This window comes from Corynebacterium sp. CCUG 65737 (genome assembly GCF_024454115.1).
Classification (GTDB): Bacteria; Actinomycetota; Actinomycetes; order Mycobacteriales; family Mycobacteriaceae; genus Corynebacterium; species Corynebacterium genitalium.
Genome location: NZ_JAGPZB010000002.1, coordinates 101,517 through 126,196, shown reverse-complemented (window position 1 = coordinate 126,196; position 24,680 = coordinate 101,517). Strand labels below are relative to the sequence as shown.

General features: G+C 63.9%; 21 protein-coding genes. 3 read left to right on the top strand and 18 right to left on the bottom strand.

Annotation, left to right across the window (positions count from 1 at the left end):
• The first annotated feature begins 31 nt into the window (after positions 1–31).
• Positions 32–1,132: an amidase gene (locus KBX17_RS02590; protein ID WP_256018405.1), complete on the top strand. Its 1,101-nt coding sequence runs from the start codon at positions 32–34 to the stop codon at positions 1,130–1,132.
• Here KBX17_RS02590 and KBX17_RS02585 read toward each other — a convergent pair.
• From KBX17_RS02585 to rpsB, 4 genes are all read right to left on the bottom strand, one after another.
• Complete coding sequence (locus KBX17_RS02585) at positions 1,119–2,048, bottom strand: DMT family transporter (protein WP_256018404.1); 930 nt, start codon at positions 2,046–2,048, stop codon at positions 1,119–1,121. The genes KBX17_RS02590 and KBX17_RS02585 overlap by 14 nt on opposite strands.
• A gap of 12 nt (positions 2,049–2,060) precedes the next feature.
• The gene (gene pyrH / locus KBX17_RS02580; protein ID WP_232210339.1) at positions 2,061–2,744 is read right to left on the bottom strand and encodes a UMP kinase; all 684 of its coding nucleotides are present in this window, start codon (positions 2,742–2,744) and stop codon (positions 2,061–2,063) included.
• A 192-nt stretch (positions 2,745–2,936) separates the two neighbouring features.
• Positions 2,937–3,755 (bottom strand): translation elongation factor Ts, encoded by an 819-nt coding sequence (tsf, locus tag KBX17_RS02575; protein ID WP_005289687.1) that lies wholly within the window; start codon positions 3,753–3,755, stop codon positions 2,937–2,939.
• Between the two features lie 192 nt (positions 3,756–3,947).
• Entirely contained in the window at positions 3,948–4,928 is a 981-nt protein-coding gene (rpsB, locus tag KBX17_RS02570) for a 30S ribosomal protein S2 (protein ID WP_256018402.1), read from the bottom strand.
• Between the two features lie 387 nt (positions 4,929–5,315).
• On the opposite strand from rpsB, the gene KBX17_RS02565 reads away from it, so the two are divergent.
• The gene (locus KBX17_RS02565) at positions 5,316–5,861 is read left to right on the top strand and encodes a M23 family metallopeptidase (RefSeq protein ID WP_255998316.1); all 546 of its coding nucleotides are present in this window, start codon (positions 5,316–5,318) and stop codon (positions 5,859–5,861) included.
• Here the strand turns inward: KBX17_RS02565 and KBX17_RS02560 are convergent.
• The 11 genes from KBX17_RS02560 to rpsP form a co-directional block, all read right to left on the bottom strand.
• Positions 5,824–6,708, bottom strand: a complete 885-nt coding sequence (locus tag KBX17_RS02560; protein ID WP_255998315.1) for a tyrosine recombinase XerC — start codon at positions 6,706–6,708, stop codon at positions 5,824–5,826. The genes KBX17_RS02565 and KBX17_RS02560 overlap by 38 nt on opposite strands.
• A 296-nt stretch (positions 6,709–7,004) precedes the next feature.
• Positions 7,005–8,201: a DNA-processing protein DprA gene (locus KBX17_RS02555; RefSeq protein ID WP_256018401.1), complete on the bottom strand. Its 1,197-nt coding sequence runs from the start codon at positions 8,199–8,201 to the stop codon at positions 7,005–7,007.
• Positions 8,198–9,730, bottom strand: coding sequence for a YifB family Mg chelatase-like AAA ATPase (locus KBX17_RS02550; RefSeq protein ID WP_256018399.1), 1,533 nt, complete (start codon positions 9,728–9,730; stop codon positions 8,198–8,200). The genes KBX17_RS02555 and KBX17_RS02550 overlap by 4 nt, the downstream gene beginning before the upstream one ends.
• Positions 9,717–10,094 (bottom strand): YraN family protein, encoded by a 378-nt coding sequence (locus tag KBX17_RS02545; protein WP_255998310.1) that lies wholly within the window; start codon positions 10,092–10,094, stop codon positions 9,717–9,719. Before KBX17_RS02545 ends, KBX17_RS02550 begins: the two co-directional genes overlap by 14 nt.
• A 179-nt stretch (positions 10,095–10,273) precedes the next feature.
• A complete protein-coding gene (locus KBX17_RS02540; protein ID WP_005289678.1) occupies positions 10,274–10,579 on the bottom strand; it encodes a DUF2469 domain-containing protein in 306 nt (101 codons plus the stop codon).
• A complete protein-coding gene (locus KBX17_RS02535; protein WP_255998309.1) occupies positions 10,576–11,223 on the bottom strand; it encodes a ribonuclease HII in 648 nt (215 codons plus the stop codon). The genes KBX17_RS02540 and KBX17_RS02535 overlap by 4 nt, the downstream gene beginning before the upstream one ends.
• A gap of 1 nt (position 11,224) precedes the next feature.
• Complete coding sequence (gene lepB, locus KBX17_RS02530; RefSeq protein WP_083770353.1) at positions 11,225–11,926, bottom strand: signal peptidase I; 702 nt, start codon at positions 11,924–11,926, stop codon at positions 11,225–11,227.
• A 219-nt stretch (positions 11,927–12,145) separates the two neighbouring features.
• Positions 12,146–12,493, bottom strand: a complete 348-nt coding sequence (gene rplS / locus KBX17_RS02525) for a 50S ribosomal protein L19 (RefSeq protein ID WP_005289675.1) — start codon at positions 12,491–12,493, stop codon at positions 12,146–12,148.
• Positions 12,494–12,610: 117 nt separating this feature from the next.
• Positions 12,611–13,816, bottom strand: coding sequence for a tRNA (guanosine(37)-N1)-methyltransferase TrmD (trmD, locus tag KBX17_RS02520; RefSeq protein WP_256018398.1), 1,206 nt, complete (start codon positions 13,814–13,816; stop codon positions 12,611–12,613).
• A gap of 2 nt (positions 13,817–13,818) precedes the next feature.
• Positions 13,819–14,328, bottom strand: coding sequence for a ribosome maturation factor RimM (gene rimM / locus KBX17_RS02515; protein WP_255995846.1), 510 nt, complete (start codon positions 14,326–14,328; stop codon positions 13,819–13,821).
• An 82-nt stretch (positions 14,329–14,410) separates the two neighbouring features.
• Positions 14,411–14,923, bottom strand: a complete 513-nt coding sequence (gene rpsP / locus KBX17_RS02510) for a 30S ribosomal protein S16 (protein ID WP_256018396.1) — start codon at positions 14,921–14,923, stop codon at positions 14,411–14,413.
• 274 nt (positions 14,924–15,197) lie between these two features.
• Here rpsP and KBX17_RS02505 point away from each other — a divergent pair, with 274 nt between their 5' ends.
• Positions 15,198–17,537 (top strand): acyltransferase family protein, encoded by a 2,340-nt coding sequence (locus tag KBX17_RS02505; RefSeq protein ID WP_256018395.1) that lies wholly within the window; start codon positions 15,198–15,200, stop codon positions 17,535–17,537.
• Positions 17,538–17,661: 124 nt separating this feature from the next.
• Here KBX17_RS02505 and ffh read toward each other — a convergent pair whose 3' ends face one another.
• The 3 genes from ffh to smc all read right to left on the bottom strand — a co-directional run bounded on the left by ffh (position 17,662) and on the right by smc (position 24,655).
• The gene (gene ffh, locus KBX17_RS02500) at positions 17,662–19,404 is read right to left on the bottom strand and encodes a signal recognition particle protein (protein ID WP_256018393.1); all 1,743 of its coding nucleotides are present in this window, start codon (positions 19,402–19,404) and stop codon (positions 17,662–17,664) included.
• Positions 19,405–19,479: 75 nt separating this feature from the next.
• A complete protein-coding gene (gene ftsY / locus KBX17_RS02495) occupies positions 19,480–21,159 on the bottom strand; it encodes a signal recognition particle-docking protein FtsY (RefSeq protein ID WP_370687011.1) in 1,680 nt (559 codons plus the stop codon).
• A gap of 34 nt (positions 21,160–21,193) precedes the next feature.
• Positions 21,194–24,655: a chromosome segregation protein SMC gene (gene smc, locus KBX17_RS02490; protein WP_256018392.1), complete on the bottom strand. Its 3,462-nt coding sequence runs from the start codon at positions 24,653–24,655 to the stop codon at positions 21,194–21,196.
• Between the last annotated feature and the right edge of the window lie 25 nt (positions 24,656–24,680).

Genomic DNA, 24,680 nt, shown 5'->3' with positions numbered 1-24,680 from the left:
TGCCAACTACCGTCATAGACTGTAGAACACTATGCACCCCGCCTTCGCTTATCTTGACCCAGATCCGCAGCCCGTGACTACGGGCCGCTTGAGCGGCTGGGTCATCCCAGCTAAAGATCTGTCCGATGTCGCGGGCATGCCCACCACCGGCGGAAACCCGCAGCGCTCCTACATTGCGGGGACCACCAGCCCCTTTGTAGCTGCGCTCCAGCGCGAGGGCGCGACGATCAACGGCAAGACAGCCACCTCCGAACTCGGCGCCACGATCTATGCCGAGCGTCCCGACGTTCCTGTGCTCACCTCACCTGCCTATCCGGGCGCGACTCCAGGCGGGTCATCCACCGGCGCAGCTGTCGTCGTCGCCGAAGGTCTGCACCGCGCGGCGCACGGCAGCGACGCGGGTGGCTCTTTGCGCGTTCCGGCCGCCGCATGCGAGGTTGTCGGTTTCAAGCCCGCGGGTACCAGCAAGACCGTGTCCACCGACGGCTTCATCACAGCGACAGTCGCGGACCAGCAGTTCTTGCACAACGCGCCCAATGCTTATCGACGCCTGCGCGTCGGCCTCCTCACCACTCCCCTCTTCTCCACTGAATCGGTGGTCAGCCCCGACCGAATAGCAGTCGTTGAGCAGGCGGCGGAGGTGCTCGGGGGCAGCTGCGACGTCGTTAAGCTCCACCCGTATCAGGCGGCCGCAGAGACGTTTACGCACTTCACCCGCCGTATCCAGCAGGCGTTCGTGAAGGTGGACCCGCTGGACAGTGCCTACATTTCCTGGTTGAAGGAGCAAGGTATCGCCGTGACTGCCGCGCAGCTCGCGGAGGATCAGCGCCATATTGCCGGATTGTCGCAGGCATTGCAGCGTGAGTGGGGTGTGGATGTGCTGCTCACCCCGACCGTCGCTACAGATCCCCCGCCGGTGGGTCACTTTTCCGCGATGAGCCCAGCGGAGAGCTTCGCCGCGCAGACTGCGTGGTCGCCGTGGTGCTCTCTTTTCAACCTCACTGGCGGGCCGGCGATTGCTGTCGGGCCCATCCACATCGGCGGTATTACTGCCAGCGACAGCGAGGTGCTCGCGCTCGCCGCAGAAGTCGAAGACGTGTGGCAGGAATGGAAGGCGGCTAGAGGAGTCTGACCATCGCCACGCCGGCGAAGACGAGGACAAGCCCCCCGATACGCGCACCGTTGATGCGCGTGCGCGCCGAGCCGAACAACCCGAGCGCCTCAATGACCTGGCCGCAGATGATCGCGCCGGCCAGCTGAGCAATGACCGTCGTTCCAGTGCCCAAGATGGGTGCGAGCGTGGCCATGCCCACGACGAAGATCGCGCCGAAGACACCCCCGAGCCACATCCACCACGGCCCGGGCTCAATCCCGGTGAGCAGGGCTTTGCGGGATGTCGATTCGAGCATGCTGAGCAAAAGCAGCAGGACAACTCCAACGAACAAGCTGATCGTGCCGGCCTGCAATGAACTGCCCAGCACAGTGCCCAGGTGACCATTGACGGCGGTCTGCGTAGCCGAGCACATGCCCATGAGCACTCCGAAGGCGCGCCATCCCCAGGCGGCACCGGCGTCAGCGCGTCCCTCCCCGAGCCCCGGCTGCGAACCGGGAGTGCCCAGGACATGAACAGTCACAATGCCAGCCACCACGACGAACGCCCCGAGCACGCGCCAGAACGTCGCCTCGTTTTGGGGAGAGTTATACAGCCCGAAGTGGTCGATGACCAGGGCCATGATCACTTGCCCCAGGATCGGGATGATGATCGTTTCCACCGCGCCCAGCATGGGAAACAAAACCACGCTGCCGGTGAGGAAAACCACGCCCATAGCGCCGCCGATCCACACCCACCACGGCTGCGCGGCAGCCGCCGCAAAATCGACGTTCGGCCCGGAAACGGCAAGGGCCACCGCCGCGGCGCAGCACAGCGCGACGAAGAAAGAAATGAGCGATGCCGGGATCGGTGCGCCGATGCTGCTACGCAGCCGGGCGTTCACCGCAGTCTGGGCAGGAACAACTGACCCGACACCGAGGGCGGCTCCAACTAGCAATTACCGGGCCGCCTACTGGACGAGGGTGCCGATGCGCTCACCGGCGACAGCACGCGCAATATTGCCCTCTTTGAGGAGGTTGAACACCAAGATGGGCATGTTGTTGTCCATGCACAGGCTGAACGCGGTGGCGTCGGCGACCTTGAGACCCTTCTCGATCGCCTCGCGCGGGGTGATCTCGGTGTAGAGTTCCGCGTCCGGGTTGGTGCGCGGGTCGTCGGAGTACACGCCGTCGACAGCCTTAGCCATGAGGAGTACCTCACACCCGATCTCGAGGGCGCGCTGAGCAGCAGTCGTGTCGGTGGAGAAGTACGGCATACCCATGCCTGCACCGAAGATGACCACGCGACCCTTCTCCAGGTGGCGGGATGCGCGCAGCGGCAGGTACGGCTCCGCGATCTGCGCCATGTTAATGGCGGTCTGCACACGGCAGTCCACGCCCAGCTGCTGCAAGAAGTCCTGCAGCGCCAAGCAGTTCATCACCGTGCCCAGCATGCCCATGTAGTCGGAGCGGGCGCGGTCCATGCCGCGCTGCTGCAATTCCGCACCGCGGAAGAAGTTACCGCCACCGATGACCACCGCCACCTCGGTGCCGCTCTGAGCAATATCGGCGATCTGGCGGGCCACGTTCTCCACCACATCCGGGTCGATGCCGACCTTGCCGCCGCCGAACATCTCACCTCCCAGCTTGAGCATGACGCGGTTGTATCCGCGGCGAGACTGGACGTGATCTTCGTTGATCGGGTCGGTCACCGAAAGCTCCTTCGACGGGGTTCGACAGGGGGCGGGCTATTCCGCCGACCCAGTCTACTCGCACTGGAGGCTGCAAAAGCAAGACCCCGGTGCCGTCGACAAGCGACGATACCGGGGTCCGCGGAAAGCGTGAGCTTACTGCTGGCCAACCTCGAAACGGATGAAGTCAGTCACAGTGATGCCGGACTCCTCAGCGAACTGACGGACAGTCTTCTTGGAGTCAGCCAGGGACGGCTGCTCGAGCAGAGCAACGTCCTTGAAGAAGCCGCCCAAGCGACCCTCGACGATCTTCTCGATGGCAGCTTCCGGCTTGCCCTCGTTGCGGGTGATCTCTTCCTGGACCGCGCGCTCCTTCTCCACGACATCAGCCGGGACGGAGTCCTTGTCCAGGTAGCGGGCCTTCATCGCGGCGATCTGCAGAGCAACCTGGTGAGCAGCCTCAGCGCTGTCACCGGTGTAGGCGACGAGCACGCCCACTGCCGGCGGCAGGTCGGCAGCCTTCTGGTGCAGGTAGACCTCCACGTTGTCGCCCTCGATGGTGGCGGCGCGGCGCAGCTCCAGCTTCTCGCCGATCTTCGCGGACAGGTTCTGCAGCACCTCGGTAGCCGGCTGACCGTTGACGTCAGCGTTGGCCAGCTCCTCCGGGGTGTTCGCCTTCACAGCGGCCGCGGCCTGGGCAATCTGGTCGGCGGTCTGCTTGAACTCCTCGTTCTTGGCAACGAAGTCGGTCTCAGAGTTGATCTCAACGATGGTATTGCCGGAGACGGCGACCAAGCCCTCCAGGGCGTTGCGCTCAGCGCGCTTGCCCACGTCCTTTGCGCCCTTGACGCGCAGGATCTCAACGGCCTTGTCAAAGTCTCCGCCGGCCTCTTCCAGGGCCTTCTTGCAGTCGAGCATGCCGGAACCGGTGGTTTCGCGCAGCTTCTTCACGTCTGCAGCGGTGTAGTTCGCCATAGTGGGGCGAGCCTCCTCGTTATTGGATCTTCGTTCTTTATGTAGTTCGTTAGACAGCGTAGTGGACTCGCGCGGAGTTCGCCGGAGCTGTCTTACACCACGACAAACCCCCGCGTCCCGCACCCTTCGTGGCGTTTTATGCTCACAGGGCGCACTGCGGGCGCGGGGGTCACATTCGCGATGTCACGTGTTTTAGACCGGGTCGACGTCGTTGTTCGGGTTGTCGACGTTCTCCACAGCCTCAGCCGCAGCCTCCTGCGCCGGAGCGGAAGCAGCGTCTGCCTCCTGAGCGGCCGGGGTTGCCGGGGTGCCCTGCGGCGCGGCGGTCTCAGTGGCCTCCGCGTCTGCGACAGCCTCAGCAACGTTCTCGCCAGAAGCGTTTGCCGGAGCCTCAGCCTGAACCTCGGCGATGCCGGCGTCCTGGGTGGTGCCAGCTGCCGGAGCGTCACCAGCAGCCTCGCGAGCCTTTGCCAGCTGGCGCTCCTCGCGCTGCTGCTTACCAGCAACAACAGCCTCGCCCACGATGTGGGTGAGCAGCTTGACGGAGCGGATCGCGTCGTCGTTGCCCGGGATCGGGTAGTCGACGGTGTCCGGGTCGCAGTTGGTGTCCAGGATGGCGACAACAGGGATGCGCAGCTTCTCTGCCTCGGCGACAGCGATGTGCTCCTTGTTGGTGTCCACGATCCACAGTGCGGACGGGGTCTTGGTCATGTCGGAAATGCCGCCCAGCACGCGCTCGAGCTTGGTGCGCTCGCGGTTGAGCATGAGGATTTCCTTCTTGCCGCGGCCAGCGTAACCGTCCTCGGCAGCGTCCATGGCCTGCAGCTCCTTCATGCGGGCGAGGCGCTTGGACACGGTCTGGAAGTTGGTCAGCATGCCACCGAGCCAGCGGTGGTTGACGTACGGCATGCCCACGCGGTCAGCTTCTTCCTGGACAGGCTCCTGAGCCTGCTTCTTGGTGCCGACGAAGAGGATGGTGCCGCCGTGTGCGACGGTCTCCTTGACAAACTCGTATGCCTCGTCGATGTAGGTCAGCGTCTGCTGCAGGTCGATGATGTAGATGCCGTTGCGGTCGGTGAAGATGAAACGACGCATCTTCGGGTTCCAACGACGCGTCTGGTGGCCGAAGTGCACACCGGCGTCGAGGAGTTCACGCATGGTTACGACTGCCATGGGAATGTCTCCTTGGGAGTTAATCGTGTTCGGTTACTTGTCTGTTGTGCGGGTTTTGCCCGCACCCTAGCGACGAGCCACACCCACGCCCTCAAAAATTTTCACCGGGCAGGGAACCGCCCGTGTGCTCATGTTCGTGGGACCGTTGCGGGTAATAGCACCTGTGTTGCGCAAGGCCCTTGACGCAAGGGTCTTACCAGGCATTTTCATCGCGCGTAGTCAGCACACCCCGTAGGGCACACTGCTAGTAGTGGAGTCTACATCGTTCCAGCGTATGCGCCAATTCACGGCACGCGGACGAATCGGGGTTGTGGACAACTCCGGGTTTTCCACAGGGCATTTCGCTTAGCGACGCATCCTCCCACCATCCCCGCCACACTGAACCCCATGAACACCCGCACCGCTTCACCCCCGTTAGCCGCGCTTGTGATGCTCATGACGCTTGTGACGGGCATCGCCGCTGCCACCCCGGCCGCCGCCTATGTCGACCCGACAACAGGTACCCCGCACGCCACGGGCGTTACCCGCAGCGCCGACATCCCGGAGAAGAATTGGCTGCCCGGCCACCGCGGCGTCGACCTAGCTGCCCGCACCGGCCAAGACATCCTCGCCGCCGGGGAGGGAGTGGTCGCTTTCACCGGCCTTGTCGTCGGCGTGCCGACGGTCTCCATCGACCACCCCGACGGAATCCGCACCACCTATCAGCCTGTCCACGCCACCGTGAAGGTTGGCGACCACGTCCGCGAAGGCCAACCGATCGGAAGAATGGCCCACCCCATGGCAGACCATGCCGGCCTGCACTGGGGTGCGCGCACCGGCAAAGACTCCTATATCAACCCGCTGAGCCTGCTCGACGCCCCGCCGATCCGGCTCAAACCCGTCGACGGTCAGCGTGTCACGCCCGCGGGTGCGCCTGGTCGTACACGTTCTTGAGCCGCTGCGCGGAAACGTGCGTGTAGATCTGCGTCGTCTGCAGCGACGAGTGCCCCAGCAACTCCTGCACCACACGCAGGTCCGCCCCGCCTTCCAGCATGTGGGTCGCCGCACTGTGCCGCAGCGCGTGGGGGCTCAGATCCGTGTCCCCGGTGCGCTGGGCGGCGCGCTCCACCACGCGCCGGACTTGCCGCTGGTCGATCCGCCCGCCCCGGGAGCCGAGAAACAGCGCGTGCCCGCTCTTCTCCCCCACGAGTTCGGTGCGGCGGGTCTTCCACTCCTCGATGGCTGCCGTGGCACGCTCCCCGAACGGCACAACCCGCTGTTTGTTGCCTTTTCCGGTGACGCGGGCAAGCCCTTGCTTGGTATCGACATCATCCACATCGAGTCCCGTCAGCTCCGCCACGCGCATGCCTGTCGCGTACATCAACTCAAGCATGGCCCGGTCGCGCGCAGCTTCTGGCCCGTCGGCGTCAGGATTGATTTCCGCCTCGACGAGCTCGCCCGCCCGCGATGGCGTCACCACGTCAGGCAGGTGACGGTTGATCTGGGGTGTCACCAGCCGTGCTGCGACATCTGAGTCAAGGTAGCCGCGCTCGTACGCCCACGTCGAAAAGCTTCGCGCCGCCGCGGTGCGCCGCGCCATTGTGGAGCGCGCAAGGCCCTGCCGCATCGCGTCGGCGAGCCACCCGCGCAGGGCGATGAGGGTGAAATCGTCGAAGGTCGGAGCAACCTCGGCCAAGGTGCGCAGGTCGCTGCGGTAGCCCCTGACTGTCGCCTCGGAGCGGCCTTTGACAAGCAGCGCGTGGTCAGCGAAGTCATCGATGGCCTCTTCTAACTGCGCCATCGCCCAACCTCCGGAACTCTACTTCTCATCTTCAGTGGAAGTATATGGGCGCACCTCGTGCTCACCGGGACATCCACGCATACGCCTGACCGAGCACACGGTCTCGCCGGTCAGATGGTTTAACTTCTAGCGGTGCTCAACCCATAAGATTTTTCGCATTTTCGTGCCGTTGAAATCGGCCCTACATACACCCATTTCAGATGTTACTGCTGGTGCTGGTGTTACTTGACGCGTGGACGGCACGAAAATGCAGCAGCCAGCGCGGCGCTTCACACGCGAAAGTGCCGCGCTGCCGTCTAGCTCTCACTCCTTTCCCACATCTTCCCTTTCCTGACCACGAGCCCTTTCTTGTGCAGGTCCATAAGCAAGTGAACTGCGAGGGCGATTGTGAACCCGCTCGCCTGGGCAACGGCCTCGACGTCGATTCCGCCCGCTCCGGCCACTGGCAGCGAGTCGTAGACGCGCAGCTCGTTGCGGGAGAGCTTCTGGATCGCGTCTGCCTCGAAGTCGATCTCCAACTGTCCATCGGCATCAGTGGAGCCGATCGCACCGAGCTGCTGGTGCGCATCGTCGGCACTGAGCACCATGTCAGCCCTGTCGTTTCTGATGGCCAGATTCGTTCCCAGCGAGCCCGGCCCCAGGATCGGCCCCGGCACAGCGAGCGGAATGCGGTTGTACGTCTTCACCCATTTCAGCGTGTTCAACGCGCCCGACCGGAACGCAGCCTCGACGACGATCGACCCTTGAGTCAACGCCGCCACGAGCCGGTTTCGAGTCAGGAATCGGTGCCGGTCCGGAGTCATTCCCGGCGGGTACTCGGTGACAATGGCACCGCCCTCAGCCGCGATCCGGTCAAACAGTTTGCCGTTGCGCTTCGGGTAGATCTGCCCCGGCCCGCACGCGGCCACAACAACGGTCAACGCCTGGTTGTTCAAGGCGGTCTCGTGGGCGACGGTGTCAATACCCAGTGCCCCGCCGGACACGATCGTGTACCTATGCCGCGCAAGACCGGTACACAAATCCGCGGTTGCGTGGTGGCCGTAGGCGCTCGCCGCTCGCGTGCCGACGATCCCCACCGACTGCGCGAACAACTGCGCCAGGTTCGTATTGCCCCGCGCCCACAAGGAGTGCGGTGGGTACCCCTCAGGCGGGAGGGGCTCTTCGTCGGCAGCCGGGCCCAGGCCCCGCTCCTGCTTGCTCAACGCGCTGCCGAATGACGCTGCGATCTCATCGGCGGGCCACTCCGGATCCTCCGGGGTGATCAACGAGTATCCGTGCTGCGCGGCCTCCTCCAGGTCTTCGGCGGGACGGTCCCAGGTGTAGCGCGATTCTGTCGCGGGACCCAGCTCCCCCAGCCAACTCGCACGGGTGCGGATGCCGCGGGCAAGCTCGTCGGCATCGCGCCCGGCACCCAAGTGCGCGAGCAAGTGGCGGTTGGGCCCCTCCACGACCCGGTTCAAATATGCCCACGACTCAAGTTTCGATGCACTCATACCAGTACTCCCCTCTCCTTGGATGCGCGCAGTTCCAGCGCATCGAAAACGTGCTCCAGGCTCGGCCGCTCCGCGCCCGCGAGATCGGCGATGGTCCACGACAGACGCAGGATCCGGTCGACTCCCCGCTGCGTGATGTCGCCATTCGCCAAGGCACCCTCAATCACCGCCATGCCGGCGTCATCCGCCGGAAAGTGCCGCCGCAATGTCGCCCCCGCAACGCGCGAATTGGTTGCCGCGCGCACGCCTGCTTTCTCCCACCGGTGCTTGGCCCGGTCACGCGCCGCCAACACTCGCTGCGCGATCGCTTCCGACGGTTCGTTGTCGGCCCTGCCCACCACCGCCCCGACCGAAGACGTCCTGAGCGAGATATCGACGCGATCACGCAGCGGGCCCGACACATTGCGCAGATAGTTAACACGTTCCATCGGCCGGCAGGTGCACTTCTCCGGCACGTCCACCCCGCAACGGCATGGATTCGCCGCCATGACCAGCTGAAAGTTCGCCGGGTACACCACCTCCCGGCGCGCCCGGGTAAGCCGAACTTCCCCCTTTTCCAGCGGCACGCGCAGCCCGTCGAGGGTGTCGGCAGGGATCTCGCTGACTTCGTCGAGAAACAGCACGCCATGATGCGCGTGGCTCACGGCACCCGGTCGCGGAATCCCGGAACCACCACCAATCAGCGCCGCCTTGCTTAACGACGGATGCGGCGCCACAAAGGGAGCTTGCCCTATCACCTCACCACTCGACTCCCCGGAAATGGAATGAATCGCGGTGGCCTCGACGACTTGCTGTGACGAAAGCTCGGGCAGGATGGACGGCAACCGCTCGGCCAGCATGGATTTGCCCGAACCCGGTGCGCCGATCATGAGAATGTGGTGCGCCCCGGCGGCAGCGATCTCGAAAGCGCGGCGCTCTTGCTCTTGCCCGACGACATCCCGGAAATCGGCAACCGGGACCGAACGCACGACGTGGTCGACCTTCTCCAAGCCGGGCAGTTCCCGCTCCCCCGCGAGCCATTGCCACGCTTCGGTGAGACTCTGCGCAATCCGCACACTGGGGTGGCCGACCAATGCGGCTTCTTGGGAGTTTCCGGCGGGAATGACGATGTGCTCGATGGTTCGGAGCGGGACGCTGTGGAGGGCATCGAGGATGATCTGCAAAATGCCGTCGACACGCCTGAGCTGGCCACTCAACCCCAGTTCGCCGACTACCAGGCAGCCCTTGAGGCGACGCTCGATAACCGGATCCATGCTGGCCAAAACGGCCAGCGCGATAGGGAGATCGAATTGTGAGCCGGCTTTCGGCAAGTTGGCCGGTGAGAGCGAGACCATGATCTTCGTCCGCGGCCACGGCAAGCCCGAGTTGGCCACCGCGGTGCGGATCCGGTCCCGGGACTCCCCGACAGCTTTGTCACCGAGGCCGACAATGTGCATCCCCGGCAAGCCGGGACCGACGTTGGCCTCCACGGTGACCGAATGCGCCGTCACGCCTTCGACCGTGGCGGAGTAGGTGCTAGCAAGAGCCATCGTCGACTCCTTGGTAGAGGCGGGTGTGGCAGTCGTGACCGTCGAAAAGCACTTCGACAACGTCGAACCGCACCTGCCTGAACGGTTTATCTCTGAGCCAGTGCACCGCGGCTTTGCGCATGCGCGCAAGCTTGCGTGCGGTCACGGATTCAGCGCCGCCGAAGTTCGTGCCCCGGCGCGTTTTCACCTCCACGAACACAGTCGTGCCGTCTGTGGCCATGGCGATAATGTCTATCTCCCCATCGCGACAGCGGTAGTTGCGCGCCACGATGATGTACCCCGCTTGTTCGTAGCGGGTGGCTACCTCTGTCTCCCCCAGTGCTCCCAGCATGTACTGGTCGCGTGGCGTGATGCCCGCAGTCATGTATCCCCCTGTTGTCCAGAACCTGTGTGAAGAGTCGTGCTGAAACGATCTACTTCGTTGGACTACCGGAGAACCTCGATCGGTTCCGTCAGGGGGAGAGAAACATCCGAGAACGACAAAACCTGTGGATAACCACCGTTATCCACAGGTCCTATTAGCGGCCAGAGCTAGAAAAGGGGTCACTCAGGAATGACCATCTCCGGCTTATCCAGCTCCTCGATGTTGACGTCCTTGTAGGTAATCACGCGGACGTAGCGGACGAAACGGACCGCACGGTACATGTCCCAGACCCACGCGTCTGACATGCGGACCTCGTAGTAGACATCCTTGCCCTCGGTGTGCGGGATCAGCTCCACGGCGTTGGCCAGGTAGAAGCGGCGGTCTGTCTCGACCACGTAGGAGAACTGGCTGACCACGTCGCGGTACTCGCGGTAGAGGGACAGCTCCACCTCTGCTTCGTAGTTGTCCAGTTCCTCAGCACTCATTGTGTCCGGCTCCTCATGTACATCTCGTGGGCAGCTGCAACGTTGGCATAAGTGTAGCGATGCTCCGCGCTCGCACCGTGACGGCGCACCGCATCCATGTGCGCCGCCGTGCCGTAGCCCTTATGGCTCTCCAAGCCGTAGTCAGGGAAAGTCTCCGCCATCTTCGTGATGAGCCGGTCGCGGCTGACTTTCGCCAGCACGCTCGCCGCGGCGATGCAGCGGGCGGTGTAGTCCCCGCCGATGATCGGCAACTGGGGCATGGTAAGACCCGGGACGCGGAATGCGTCGACAAGCGTGAAGCCCGGAGTAAGTCCGAGACCCGCTACGGCCAGGCGCGCGCCGTCAAGGTTGGCGTTGTGGATACCGCGCCGATCCACCTCCGCGGCAGGGATATGCACGACACAGTGGGCGTCCGAGACGGTGAGGATAGCGTCGTAAAGCGAAGCTCTTTTGGCAGGCGTGAGCTTCTTGGAATCCGTCAGACCGTCGAGCGCTGGAATGGGCTTGTCGGGCAGCACGCACGCGGCGATAGTGACAGGGCCGAAGCATGCGCCGCGGCCGGCTTCGTCGATACCTGCGACAGGCCCCAAGCCCGCTTTGCTCAGCGCGACTTCATACGTGCGCAACTGCTTGAGTCGCCTCACGCTACTGCTGCTGCGGCTGAATGTCCTGGTTGTTCACAGACCCAATGCGCGTCAGCGGCAGAATGATGAAGGAGACTTTGCCGCGGATGTTCTCCTCCGGAATCGTTCCCTGGAACTGGTCGCCCATGTGGGCGCGGGAGTCGAGCGAGTTCGTGCGGTTATCGCCCATGACGAAGACATGATCGTCCGGCACTGTCAGCGGCCCGAAGAAGCTTCCACCGCAGGCCTCTGAAGCCTCATCACCGATGATCGGGTTCGCGTGGGGCTGAAGAATGTAGGACTGGTCAATCGGCTCGTCGTCAACCATCACGGCAGGGTCTCCCGCCTGGCACGACACGGTCTGGCCACCGGTTGCGACAATGCGCTTGACCAAATCGTTCTCGTCGGGGGCGACCAAGCCCACGTACGAACCGAGCTGCTGCAGCCCAGCCACAATCGGGTTGTCCGAGCGGTTAGACACGTAATTGGTGTTCCAGGAGTCAGTGCCCTCGAAGACCACAATGTCGCCCGGCTCCGGGTCGGAGAAGTAATAGGAGACCTTCTCTACGAAGATGCGGTCACCGTTGCAGCCCTCACAGCCGTGCAGCGTCGGTTCCATCGACGCCGACGGAATCAGGTAAACGCGTCCCACAAACGTCTGGAGCAGGAAGATCAATCCCAGCGTCAGCACGACCACCATGGGGATCTCCACGTACCACGGCATCGTGGCCTTGTCGTCCTTCGGTGCCTTCTTCGGCTCACCAGAAGGGCGGGGCTGGTACCGCGCCGTCACAGGACTACCGGACTGCTGCGGAAGTTCGGGCCACGGGGCGGTTCGGCGGGAAGACCGGGGATCAGGGTTGTGGGTCACGGGCAATCACCTTAGCACCAGGAAATCCAAACGCCCCCACCACCAGGTGAGGGCGTTTCGCACGGCAGGAGCTTAGCGGCGCTCCTTGATGCGCGCTGCCTTACCGCGCAAATCGCGCATGTAGTACAGCTTCGCGCGGCGGACACGGCCGCGGCGGACAACCTCGATGTGGTCGATGTTCGGGGAGTGAACCGGGAAGGTACGCTCCACACCGATGCCGAAGGAGATCTTGCGGACAGTGAAGGTCTCGCGGATACCAGAACCCTGGCGGCGGACCACGAAGCCCTCGAAGAGCTGGGTACGGGTAACGTTGCCCTCAATAACCTTCACGTGGACACCCAGGGTGTCACCGGGACGGAAGTCGGGGATGTCATCGCGCAGCTGGCCTGCGTCGACCTTGTCGATAATGCCGTTAGACATAACGAATGTTCCTTTTCAGATTTGGACAGAGGACCCTAGCGGCTCTTCCCTATGCAAGGCGCTCGGCTGGTTCGTGTCGGCTACATGACCCGAATATTCAAGCACACCACCAGGGGTTCACCCAAATCGCCGTGCGGTTTTCTCCGTCGTCGTTCCGTACCAGTACTGGACACCGGGAAGTGCGTTGACCACGGCCTGAGTCGCGTCCTTCAGCGGCAGCGCCGTGCGGCCCTCCACAACAACGCGGTACACCGGATCGAGCAGCGGGCCGTCTTCAGCCTGCAAATATTGCGTGACGACGGCATTGTCCACCACACACATCTGATCCTGCAGCTCCACTGTCACGGCGGCATCCATGAATCCCGCCCGGCGCAGCTTCTTCGCCACTTTGCCCTGGGACTTTTCCCACGCGACCGCATTCATGATCACCGCGATGTCGGTGGAGACATCCCGCGCATCGAGCGTGAATAGGTCATCTCCATCCAGCCCACCTTCTGCGCGCAGCTTATCGACGAGTTCCGGCCGCACCTGCTGCGTCCTGCGCAAAGCCTCATCACGGCGCCACCGGGCGATCTTGCCGTGGTCTCCCGATACCAGCACCTCCGGTGCCGAGAGTCCCCGCCACTGACGCGGCTTAGTGTAGGAAGGTCCCTCGACTAGGCCGTCAGAGAAACTGTCTTCCTCGTGGCTTTCGGTGTTGCCCAGCACGCCGGGAATGAGTCGCGTCACGGCCTCAGCGATGACCAATGCCGCCACTTCCCCGCCGATGAGCACGTAGTCGCCGATGGAGACCTCCCGCACCCGGTAGCGCTGCGCGGCGTCCACGAACACACGCTGGTCGATGCCTTCATAGCGCCCGCAGGCGATAACAATGTGCTCTTCGCGCGACCACGCCCGCGCATCCGCCTGGGTGAACGGCGCCCCGGCGGGCGTGGGTACGAGCAGCAAGGGCGCTTCTGAATCCTCGCCCGCCCGGCAGTCCCTCTCTTCCTGGTACGGCCGCGGCGCCACAGCGGCGACGTCGTCATGGCGCGCTTTGTCGTTGCGGTGCGGGGTCGCGGAGTGGAGTTGGGGGGCGCTGCCGTCGATAAGCGGAAGCTGCGCCACGTGATCGAGCGCTTGGCCCCACACTTCCGGGAGCATGACCATGCCGGGGCCGCCGCCGAGCGGCGAATCGTCCACCGCTTTGTGGTTGCCGGTGGCCCAGTCGCGCAGATTGTGCACGCCGACGGAGAGGATCCCCTGCTCGATCGCTTTGCCCAACAGCGCGTGGCGCAGCGGGTCGAGGTACTCGGGGAAGATCGTGATGATGTCCAGTCTCATGCTCACAGCTCCAACAGACCCTCCGGCGGAGTAATCACCAGGTAGCCCTCATCCAGGTCGATCTCCGGCACGATGTCCATCACGAACGGCACCAGCACTTCTTTACCGTGGTAATCCACTTCGAGGAGTTTGCGGTTGGGCATGGTCATCACGCCCGTGACCTCGCCGATGTGCGTGCCTCCGGCATGGTCAAGGAGCACTTTCAGACCGATGAGCTCGTGGTCGTAGTACTCGTCGGAGTCCTCGTCGCGCTCGAGCGGCTCGGCGAAGAACTGCATGCCGCGCAGAGATTCTGCGGCAGTGCGGTCCGCAACCTCCTCGAACGTGACCAGCAGGCGCTTCTGATGCGGACGCACCGATGTGACGGTCAGGTCTCGCTCCTTGCCGGCCTGTCGGCCGTGGAGCACCTCGCCTTGAGCGAAATGAATGTCCTCGTCGTCCGCGAGTGGCTCCACAACCACCTCACCGCGGACACCATGAGATTTCACTACCCTGCCAATCCTGATTTCCATGCAGCTCAGGCTACCGCGATCTCCTTCCGGGCATGAGAAAACCTCCCCAGGTCCTAGCCCAGAGAGGTTCGCGGGATGGCGACTAGTTCTCTTCTGCCTCAGCCTCTTCAGCCGGTGCGTCCTCAGCAGCGTCATCGGACTCAGCCTCAGCCTCAGCTGCCTCTGCAGCCTCAGCTTCAGCAGCAGCCTTAGCCTCTGCCTCTTCCTTAGCCTTCTTGCGCTTCTCGGTGATGGCCTCAGCGGTCGGGCCGCCAGCAGCTTCCTCAAGAGCCTGGTTGAACAGGTCGAGCTTGGACGGCTTCTCATCAGCAACCTTGAGGGTGCCCTCTGCACCGTCGAGGCCCTTGTGCTTCTGCCAGTCGCCGGTCACCTTGAGCAGAGCCGCAACCGGCTCCGTCGGCTGTGCGCCGACGCCGAGCCAGTACTGTGCACGCTCGGAATCGATGCGGATGAGCGACGGCTCTTCCTTCGGGTGGTAGATACCGATGTTCTCGATGACCTGACCATCGCGACGGGTGCGGGCATCGGCAACGACGACACGGTACTGGGCATTGCGGATCTTGCCCACGCGCTGCAGCTTGATCTTGACAGCCATGTTTAAGTACTTCCTTACGGTCACTGGGCAGTGCAGACATCCGCCGCTTATTGGCGGACCGGTTCAACCCTTAGATTTCCCTGCGTGTGACTGGCCGGCCGGTTGTGTGCTGTACTGGCACTACCGGGGTCGGCGCTTACGCAGCTCGAATCACCCTACCCGCTGCTGGCCTATACACCAAAAGAGGCGTGGGTTATGAGGTTTACAGGGAAAGCGCGGTAAGGTCTGCGGGGATCAACAAAACATACGAGCGAGACACGCCGGACAAGATTGCATGACTACCACGGTAAGCACACAGAAGCCACGCGAGCAGGGGCAAGCCCCCTTGCCTAGGCTGACGTACCGCAACGACCTTGACGGCCTGCGCGGGTTTGCCATCGCCTTAGTCGTAGTCTTCCACGTCTTCGTCGGGCGCGTTTCCGGCGGTGTGGATGTCTTCCTGCTGCTGTCCGGTTATTTCTTCATGGGTGCGCAGCTGCGCTATGCAGTCCGCCCGAACCCGTCGCTCAACCCTTGGTGGCCGTTGTGGCGCACCGCACGGCGTCTTCTGCCAGCGCTGGCGGTGGTGCTATCCGCGACCTACCTGGGGATCAAGTATCTCACGCCGGAGTTGCTCAGCCTAGAGCTGACTCAGCAGTTCACCGCGTCCGTGTTGTACTACCAGAACTACGAGCTCGCTGCGCAGGACGCCGCCTATGCCGCCGCGGGTTCGGAGACATCCCCGCTGCAGCACCTGTGGTCTATGAGTGTGCAGGGGCAGTTCTACCTCTTCGCCATCGCGGCCGGCATCATCGTGGCGCTGTTGGCTACCCGCGCACATATCGGTGTTAAGCGACTGCGCCGCGGCGCCATTGTCGTGCTCTCACTGGTCACGATCGCGTCCTTTGCCTACGCGTCGCGGCACGGGCTCGTCGGCACGCCGGAGAACTACTACGCCTTCCCTTCCCGCCTGTGGGAGCTGAGCTTCGGTGCACTGCTGGCCATGATTCCCTTCGCCGACGTCATCCCGGCACGCCTCCGCTCGTTCGCAGCGGGTCTCGGCCTAGTGATGATCACGATCACCGGCTTTGTCATCTCCACCTCGCTGGCATTCCCCGGCCCCGCCGCGCTGCTCCCGCTGCTGGGTGCAGCGCTGGTCGTCGTGGCCGGGCCGGATCACGCTGTCGCCCGCGTACTGGCGTCCTCCCCGATGAAGTGGTTGGGCAAGGTGGCCTACTCCCTCTACTTGTGGCACTGGCCGCTGCTCATTCTGTTCACGGTGAGATCGCAACGCGACACGCCGTCGATCGCTTTGGGCATCCTCGTCATCGGCCTGTCGCTCGCGCTCGCGCACCTGACCTACAGCTTGGTCGAAGACCCGTTGCGCCAGCACGCCAAGCGCCCTAAAACGACGGACAAGCCCGTTCAACGCGCCAAAGCAAGCTTGACGACGCTTCCTGGCCGCCTCCGCGCCGCCGGCGGTGCCGTCATCGCACTACTGTTGGCAGGTCTGCTGGCGATTCAGCCGGTCTTTGCCCGCCAAGTGGACAACGCCGAGGGCGTCCTGGACGCGGCCACCTACCCGGGCGTGATGGCGCGTTTCGGCGCCGATGTACCGGAGGCCCAAGCCGAACCGGACCCCACCTTGATCGCTGACATGTTCCCGCCGACCGTTGATGACGGCTGCTTGATCTGGATGGACCAGCCAGCCGACATGATGCCTGGCGAGCATTGCGTTTACGGCGACACCGAAGCCGACACCACCGTGGTTCTTTTCGGCGGCTCCCACTCGGAGCCCTGGGTCATCCCCCTGGACATCCTCGGCCGCGAACACGGGTTCAAGGTCGTACCGTACATGCGTCAGGAGTGCCCGCTAGTCCTCGATGATCTGGACACTGTGTCTGAAGTGTGTGCCGAGTGGTCCCAGCAAGCCTTCCAAAAGATCATCGACCTCGACCCGGACCTGGCGGTGTCCACCTCGACCCGGCCGGCCGGCCGCGCCGGCGAAGGCAGTGTCGGCCCTGACCTCGTTCCAGCCGCCTACGCAAACGTGTGGGACACTCTCCGCCTGAACGACATCCCCTTCCTGGGCATTCGCGACAACCCGTGGGTATTCAGCCGCGAGGGCGAGCACATGGACCCCAACGAGTGCCTCGTTGCCGGCAACTCCATGGAAGCCTGCTCGACCGTCCGCGAAACCGTCTACGGATACGAAGACCCGGGCGAGGCGTTCCTCTTCCCGGAGAACCAGCAGTGGTCCCTGGATACGTCCGACTGGTTCTGCGACGACACGCTGTGCCCGCCGATCATCGGCAACCTTTACGTCTACCGCGATCAGAACCACATCTCCAACGCCTACGCGCGAACCACCACCCCGCTGGTGTGGGAGAAGCTCAGAGAGATCTTCGACGCCCTGGAGATTCCGCACAACGGCGGCACCGATGCCACCGATGCCACCGATGCCACTGAAGCCACCGGCGAAAGCAGCCCGACCACGCCGCCTGCACCGGAGAATGCTGACCCTGCCACCGACGACGGGGACCCTACCGGCGAGGCTCACCCCAACGGACCCTACGCACCCGCGGACCCGAACAACCCCGCGCCGGGAGAACCGGGCAAATTGATCTTCAACTAACGCGCGACACCGGAATACTACTCGGGGTTTTCCGTAATACTGCTCACGTGAAAGCCCTGGTGAGAAACATGCAGATCGGCTTATAAGCTCGAGCAGTATTCCGGGTCCGAGTAACTCTCGGACCTTATTTCCTTTTCTTCCCCCCGAAGCCCGGGAAGCCGCCGCCCATGCCGGGCATGCCTCCCATTCCGGGCACGCCGCCCATGCGCTTCATCATCTCGTTCATGTCCATGTTGTTCAGGTTGCCCAGGTCCAGCCCGTCCATGCCGGGAGGCAGCTGCTCCTGAATCTTCTTCAGCTCAGCCGGATCGAGGCCGTCCATCCCGGGCATCCCCGGCATTCCACCAGGACCACCAGGACCGGCGGGGGCGCCGGGTGCTCCGCCCATCGGCGGCATCTTCGGCCCGTTCTGCTTCTTCGGCGGCTTGCGCTTGCCCTTCTTGTTCTTGCGGCCCTTCGGCTGCTTCTTCGTCGCGGACCGGCCGCCGCCCATGCCAGGCATCCCCGGCATGCCGGGCATTCCGGACATGCCGAACTGGTTAGCCATCTTGCTCATCATCTTCTTCGCCTCAAAGAAGCGCTCCACCAGCTGGTTGACGTCAGCGACGGTGACGCCGGAACCGTTAGCAATCCGCTTGCGCCTGGAAGCGTTGAGGATCTTCGGGTCCTCACGCTCCTGCGGGGTCATACCGCGGATGATGGCCTGGATGCGGTCGAGCTGCTTCTCGTCGACCATGTCAGCCATGTCGTTCATTTGCTTGCCGCCGGGCATCATTTTCAACAGGTTGCCGATCGGCCCCATGCGGCGGATCATCAGCAGCTGATCCAGGAAGTCCTCCAGCGTCAGTTCGCCGGACCCCAGCTTCATGGCGGCTTCTTCCGCCTTCTGCTGGTCCATCATGGTCTCTGCCTGCTCGATCAGGGAGAGCAGGTCACCCATGCCGAGGATGCGGCTGGACATGCGGTCCGGGTGGAAGACATCGAAGTCTTCGAGCTTTTCGCCTGTCGACGCAAACAGGATCGGCTTGCCCGTCACCTCACGAATCGACAGCGCTGCACCACCGCGGGCGTCACCGTCGAGCTTGGTCAACACGACGCCGGTGAAGTCCACACCGTCAGCGAAGGCTTGCGCGGTGGTCACCGCGTCCTGGCCGATCATGGCATCGATGACGAAGAGGACTTCGTCCGGGTTGACCGCGTTGCGGATGTTGCGGGCCTGGGTCATCAGGGTTTCGTCAATACCCAACCGGCCGGCGGTATCGATGATGACCACGTCGGCGTTCGTGCGGCGGGCTTCGTCGATACTCGCCTGGGCCACGGAAACCGGATCGCCGTGAGAGGTGCCCATTTCGTGTTCTGCGGAATCCAGCGAGGTACCCGGGTCCGGCGCGAAAGTACGCACCCCGGCGCGCTCGCCGACGATCTGCAGCTGCTGGACAGCACCAGGGCGCTGCAGGTCGCAGGCCACAAGCATGGGGGCGTGCCCTTGCTTCTTCAGGTGCAGTGCGAGCTTACCGGCCAGGGTGGTCTTACCGGCACCTTGCAGACCGGCCAGCATGATCACGGTCGGCGGGTTCTTCGCCAGGTTCAGGCGGCGCGTCTCGCCACCGAGGATGTTGGTCAGTTCCTCGTCGACGATCTTGATCACTTGCTGCGCCGGGTTGAGCGCCTCAGACACGTCGGCACCGAGCGCGCGCTCCTTGACCCGCTTGATGAAGGCGCGGACGACGGTCAGGGAGACATCGGCTTCAAGCAGCGCGATGCGGATCTCACGGGCGGTGGCGTTAATGTCCTCTTCCGTGAGTTTGCCCTTGCCCCGCAGACCTTTCAGCGCTGTTTGCAAGCGGTCTGACAATGACTCGAACACGAAAAAGCTCCCTCGTAGCAAATGAAAAAAGTGGTGGGTACAGCCTAGCTGCTACCCACCGCCTAAATCACATTGCTATTTGGACGTGCCAAGCAGCGCGTCGACAAAGCCCTCCACTTCGAACGGTGCGAGATCGTCCGCGCCCTCGCCGAGGCCGACGAGCTTGACGGGCACGCCGAGTTCTTCCTGCACCTGGAAGACGATGCCGCCCTTGGCGGTGCCGTCGAGTTTGGTCAGCACCACACCGGTGATCTCCACAACGTCCTTGAACACGCGGGCTTGCATCAGGCCGTTCTGCCCCACCGTCGCGTCGAGCACGAGAAGCACCTCATCGACCTGAGACTTCTTCTCGACGACGCGCTTGACCTTGCCCAACTGATCCATCAGGCCGGTCGAGGTGTGCAGGCGCCCAGCGGTGTCGACGATGACCACGTCAGCCTGCTCCTCGACGCCGGTCTTCACCGCGTCGAAAGCAACTGCGGCGGGGTCAGCGCCCTCAGCACCACGGACCGTGGACGCACCGACACGGCGACCCCAGGTCTCAAGCTGGTCGGCGGCTGCAGCACGGAAGGTATCAGCCGCGCCCAGCACAACGCGGTGGCCCATGGAGATGAGCACGCGGGCAAGCTTGCCCGTCGTAGTGGTCTTGCCGGTGCCGTTCACACCCACGACCAGAATGACGGCGGGCTTGCCCTCATTCGGCATCGCTTTGATGGAGCGGTCCAGCTCGGGACGGCCTGCCTCGATGAGGGTCTCCCGCAGCATGGCGCGAGCTTCTTCCTCAGAGGCCACACCGCGCTCAGCGATCTTCGCGCGCAGATTCTCCGTCACCTTCATGGTCAGCTCTGCACCGAGGTCTGCCATGATGAGGGTGTCTTCGATCTCTTCCCACGCGTCCTCGTCCAAATCACCGGCGGTGAGAATGCCCAGCAGGCCCTGACCGATGGCGTTCTGGGAGCGGGACAGGCGACCGCGCAAACGGCCGATGCGGCCAGCAGCCGGGGCAATGTCATCCAGTGGCTGCTGCTGAGGGGCAGGTTCGCCTTCGGGCACCGGGGTCTGCGCACGGGCTTCCTCAGCCACATCCGCAGTGGTGCGGGCGATTTCAGCCGCTTCTTCTGCTTCCTCTTCCGGGGTCTGGTTGACTGGGGCAGCCGGCTCGGCAACATCGGCTGCGTCGTCGTGCACCTGGGCAGACACGGCATCCTCAGCTGCATCATCAGCCGCACCAGCTTCCGGATTGGCGGACATCGCCCCGAGTGGCTTACCCACGCTCAAACCGTCCGGATCAACAGCCTCGGCCGGTGCGTCATCAAGCAGTTCGTCCTCAACCGGCTCTTCCTCAACCGGCTCCTCGACCTCGACAGGCTCGTCGACCTCGACGATGTCGTCGTCGACGACCGGATCACCGTCAACATCCACCACAGCATCAGGCTCAGCGCTGGCCGCAGCAGCTGCCGGCTCAGGCTCGGCGGGTGTCGGCGTGTTCAAGGGCTCGTCGACACGCACGGGCTCTTTCTCCGCGGTCGCAGCACCCGCCGGGGCGAAGTTGAAACCGCCTTTAGCCTGGTAGTTACCGGACTTCTCCTGCTGGGTGAGTTCCTTCGGCTCCTCCGGCTCCGCCTTGTCAAAGGAGACGGTCTTGGACTTCTTGCGGTTGTTGCCCACCACCACGATGATGCCCACGATGATGAGAAGCACCACGATGACGGCGACAATGATCCACAGAACGGTTGAATTCATCATGGCCCCCATAGTGCCACCAGATCACAGCGAGCGGGGCGGCACCCTACTCCTGCGGGTTCGGCGAGGGGCTCATGCGCTGGGAGATCACGCGGGTCACACCGTCGCCACGCATGGTCACGCCGTAGAGCACGTTCGCGACATCCATCGTCGGCTTCTGGTGGGTGATCACAATGAGCTGCGAGTCCTCGCGGAGCTCTTCGAGGAGGGCGATGAGGCGACGGAGGTTGACGTCGTCAAGCGCTGCTTCGACCTCGTCCAACACGTAGAACGGGCTCGGGCGGGCACGGAAAATGGCCACGAGCATCGCCAACGCCGTGAGTGACTTCTCCCCGCCGGAGAGCAGCGAGAGCCGTTTGACCTTCTTGCCCGGGGGACGCGCCTCGATCTCGATCCCGGTGGCGAGCATGTCCGAAGGGTCAGTCAGCAGCAGCCGCGCTTCACCGCCGGGAAACAGCGTCTGGAATACGCGGGGGAATTCGCGTTCCACGTCGTGCCACGCGTCGGTGAACAGCTGCAGGATTTGCTTATCGACGTCATCGATCACCCCGGTGAGATCTTTCCGCGCCTGGACGACATCAGCGAGCTGGGTGGACAGGAAGCTGTACCGCTCCTCCATCGCCTTGTACTCTTCCAGCGCCAGCGGGTTGACCTTGCCTAACGCGGCGAGATCCTTCTCGGCCTGCTTGAGGCGCTTGGTTTCGGCATCCTTGTCGAAGTCTTCGCCGGGCGTGTACCCCTCGAGAAGATCGTCGATGGCGATGCCGAGCTGCTCGACGATCTTCTCCTCCGCCTCGGAGATGCGCACCTGCGCCTGCTCACGGGCGATGTCAGCGGCATGTGCGGTGTCACCAAGCCGGCTCAACTGCTGGCGCAACGCGCTGACTTTCTCGCGCGCTTGTGACTGCGCGGCGGTGAGCTGCTTGACCTGGGAGGTGAGCTCGTCGCGCTGTTCGGTCGCGCGGTTGAGCGCGTCGGCGATGCGTTCTTGCAGCGTTTCGGCGTGCGCTGCCACGGTCTGCGCGAGCTGTGCCTGGGCTCGCTTCCGCGCCATTGCCGCCTCATGACGTGCTTTGGCTTGCTGTTCGCTTTCCGCTTGACGACGCAGCGCAGCGCCCCGGCCCGCAACCTGCTCCACCGCCTGTTGGGCGGAACGGGCGGCCAGTGTGGCTTCCATTTCGCGGGATCGGGCGTCCGCTAATTGCGCAGCAGCCTCGTCGCGGGCAGTAGAATCTGCCTCTTCGTCAGTGTCGGGCTGCTCGACCCGGGACAGCCGGTCGCGGGTCTCCGCAAGGTGCTTCACCCGGTCAGCGAGCCGGATTTCTGCCTCGGTGGCTTGTTTGGCGGCGCGCTCATGCTGCTGCCGCGCCTGCTGCGCCTGCCTGGTCAGGCGTTGGTGGTCGCGTTTCCACGAGGCGGCGTGCGCGTCGTGCTCCTTGAGCGCAGCTTTCGCTGAGGCGGCTGCGACCCGGGCTTCCTCCGCAGCGATCTTCGCGCCCTCAAGGGTGCCGGAGAGCTCATCGAGCGCAGCCTGAGCGCGTTCCAGTTCCGCTGTCGCTTGTTCTATCTGGGCGGCGACCTCAACCGACGACGCACCACCGGATCCGGCCGCGATCCAGCCCTCACCGACGACGGTGCCGCCCGCCGTCACGGCACGCAGGCGCGGATCATCCTGCACCGCAGCACGGGCGGAGGTGACATTCTTGGCCAGAATGACATCGACAAGCACACGCGTGACAGGGCCGGTGATCTCCGGTGCCAGTGTCACGTGATCGAGCAGCCAGGTCGTACCGGCTGGGGGTGCACCGTCGAGACGCCAGGAGCGGCCACCGGCCTGGGTGTCCACCACCACAGTGCGCGTCGCCTGACCGAGCTCACCCGCAACCTCCTCGCCGACCTCGCCGGCAAGAGCCTCAGCGTGCGGCCCGAGCGCCGCTGCCAAAGCTTTCTCCAACCCTGCTTCTGCCTTGACCCAGTCGGCCAGCGGGGCGAAACCTTGGCCTAAGACATCGGCCGCGTCGGCGACCGGGGCGGTTTCAGCGAGTGTGGAGATGCGAGCAGATAGAGAGTAGACAGTCTTCTCACGCTGTTTTTGCTCCTCACGGAGCTGGTCGAGGCGCTTCTCCGCCGCATCGGCTTCCGCCCCGGCGCGGGTGTGCGCCTGGACGAGAGGCTCCCGCTCACTGTCGACGGACGCCAGCTTCTCAGCAGCTTGAGCCGCCTGCTCCTCCGCATTGCGGGCCTGCTGGCGCGTCTCCTCCGCCGCTGCCGCAAGCCTTTCCACTTCTTGCTGGGCGGACTCAACCGCTCCTGCTTGGCTTTCCTCCTGGGCGAGCAGGCGAACCACGCCTTCACGCCGATCAGCAATCGCCCTGACTTGGGCTTTGTGCTCAGCTTCGGCCGCGGTGGCTTTCTCCTTCAGTTCCGCGACTTCGGACAGCACAGCGTTCAATGCAGCCTGGGCCTTGTCGTGCGCGGCCTGTTTCGCGGCGTGGTCTTCCTCCGCCCGCTCGGCAAGCGCGATCAACTTCTTCGGATCCTGGCCGCGGTAGTCCACAATCTCGTCAGCATGACGGGCGCGTTCGGTGGCAATGCGCAGTGTTGCCGACGTTCGCTCTGCCAGCGACGACAGGCCGAACCAGAGCTGTTGCGCAGCGTCAGCAGCGGCCGTCGCGCGAGCCTGGTTTTCTTCTACTGTCTGCTGGTGTCCTTCGGCGTCTTCCAACTCGGCGGTGACGTCCTGGACTTTCTGGGCGTGGAGTTCGGCTGCACGAGTGGCGTCGATAAGCGAAGCGCGAAGAGTGACCACCCTGTGGCCTGCGATTTTCAGGCGAGCGTCGCGCAGATCCGCCTGGACCGTGGCCGCCCGCTGCGCTGCCTCGGCTTGGCGCGCCAACGGCTTGAGCTGCTTGCCCAGCTCGTCGGTGAGGTCGGTGAGGCGGTCCAGGTTCGCCTGCATGCCCGTGAGTGTGCGCTGTGCTTTCTCCTTGCGGCGGCGGTGCTTGAGCACACCGGCAGCTTCCTCGATGAACGCGCGGCGGTCCTCCGGACGCGACTCGAGAATCTCGTTGAGCTTGCCCTGGCCGACGATGATGTGCATCTCGCGGCCGATGCCGGAGTCCGACAGCAGCTCCTGAATATCCATCAGGCGAGCCTTGGAGCCGTTGATCTCATACTCCGACGCGCCATCGCGGAACATGCGGCGGGTGATGGCCACCTGCGTGTACTCGATGGGCAGCTTGCGGTCCGAGTTGTCGAACGTCAGCGTCACCTCCGCGCGACCGAGCTGCTTGCGCTCGCCGGCACCAGCGAAGATGACGTCCTCCATCTTCCCGCCGCGGAGATTCTTGGCCCCCTGCTCCCCCATCACCCACGCCAGCGCATCGACCACGTTCGACTTGCCAGAACCGTTCGGGCCAACGACCGCGCAGATGCCCGGCTCGAATTTCATCGTCGTCGACGACGCGAAGGACTTGAATCCTTTAAGCGTCAACGAACTGAGGTGCATTCGGGTGATTCTAGTCGACAGTTAG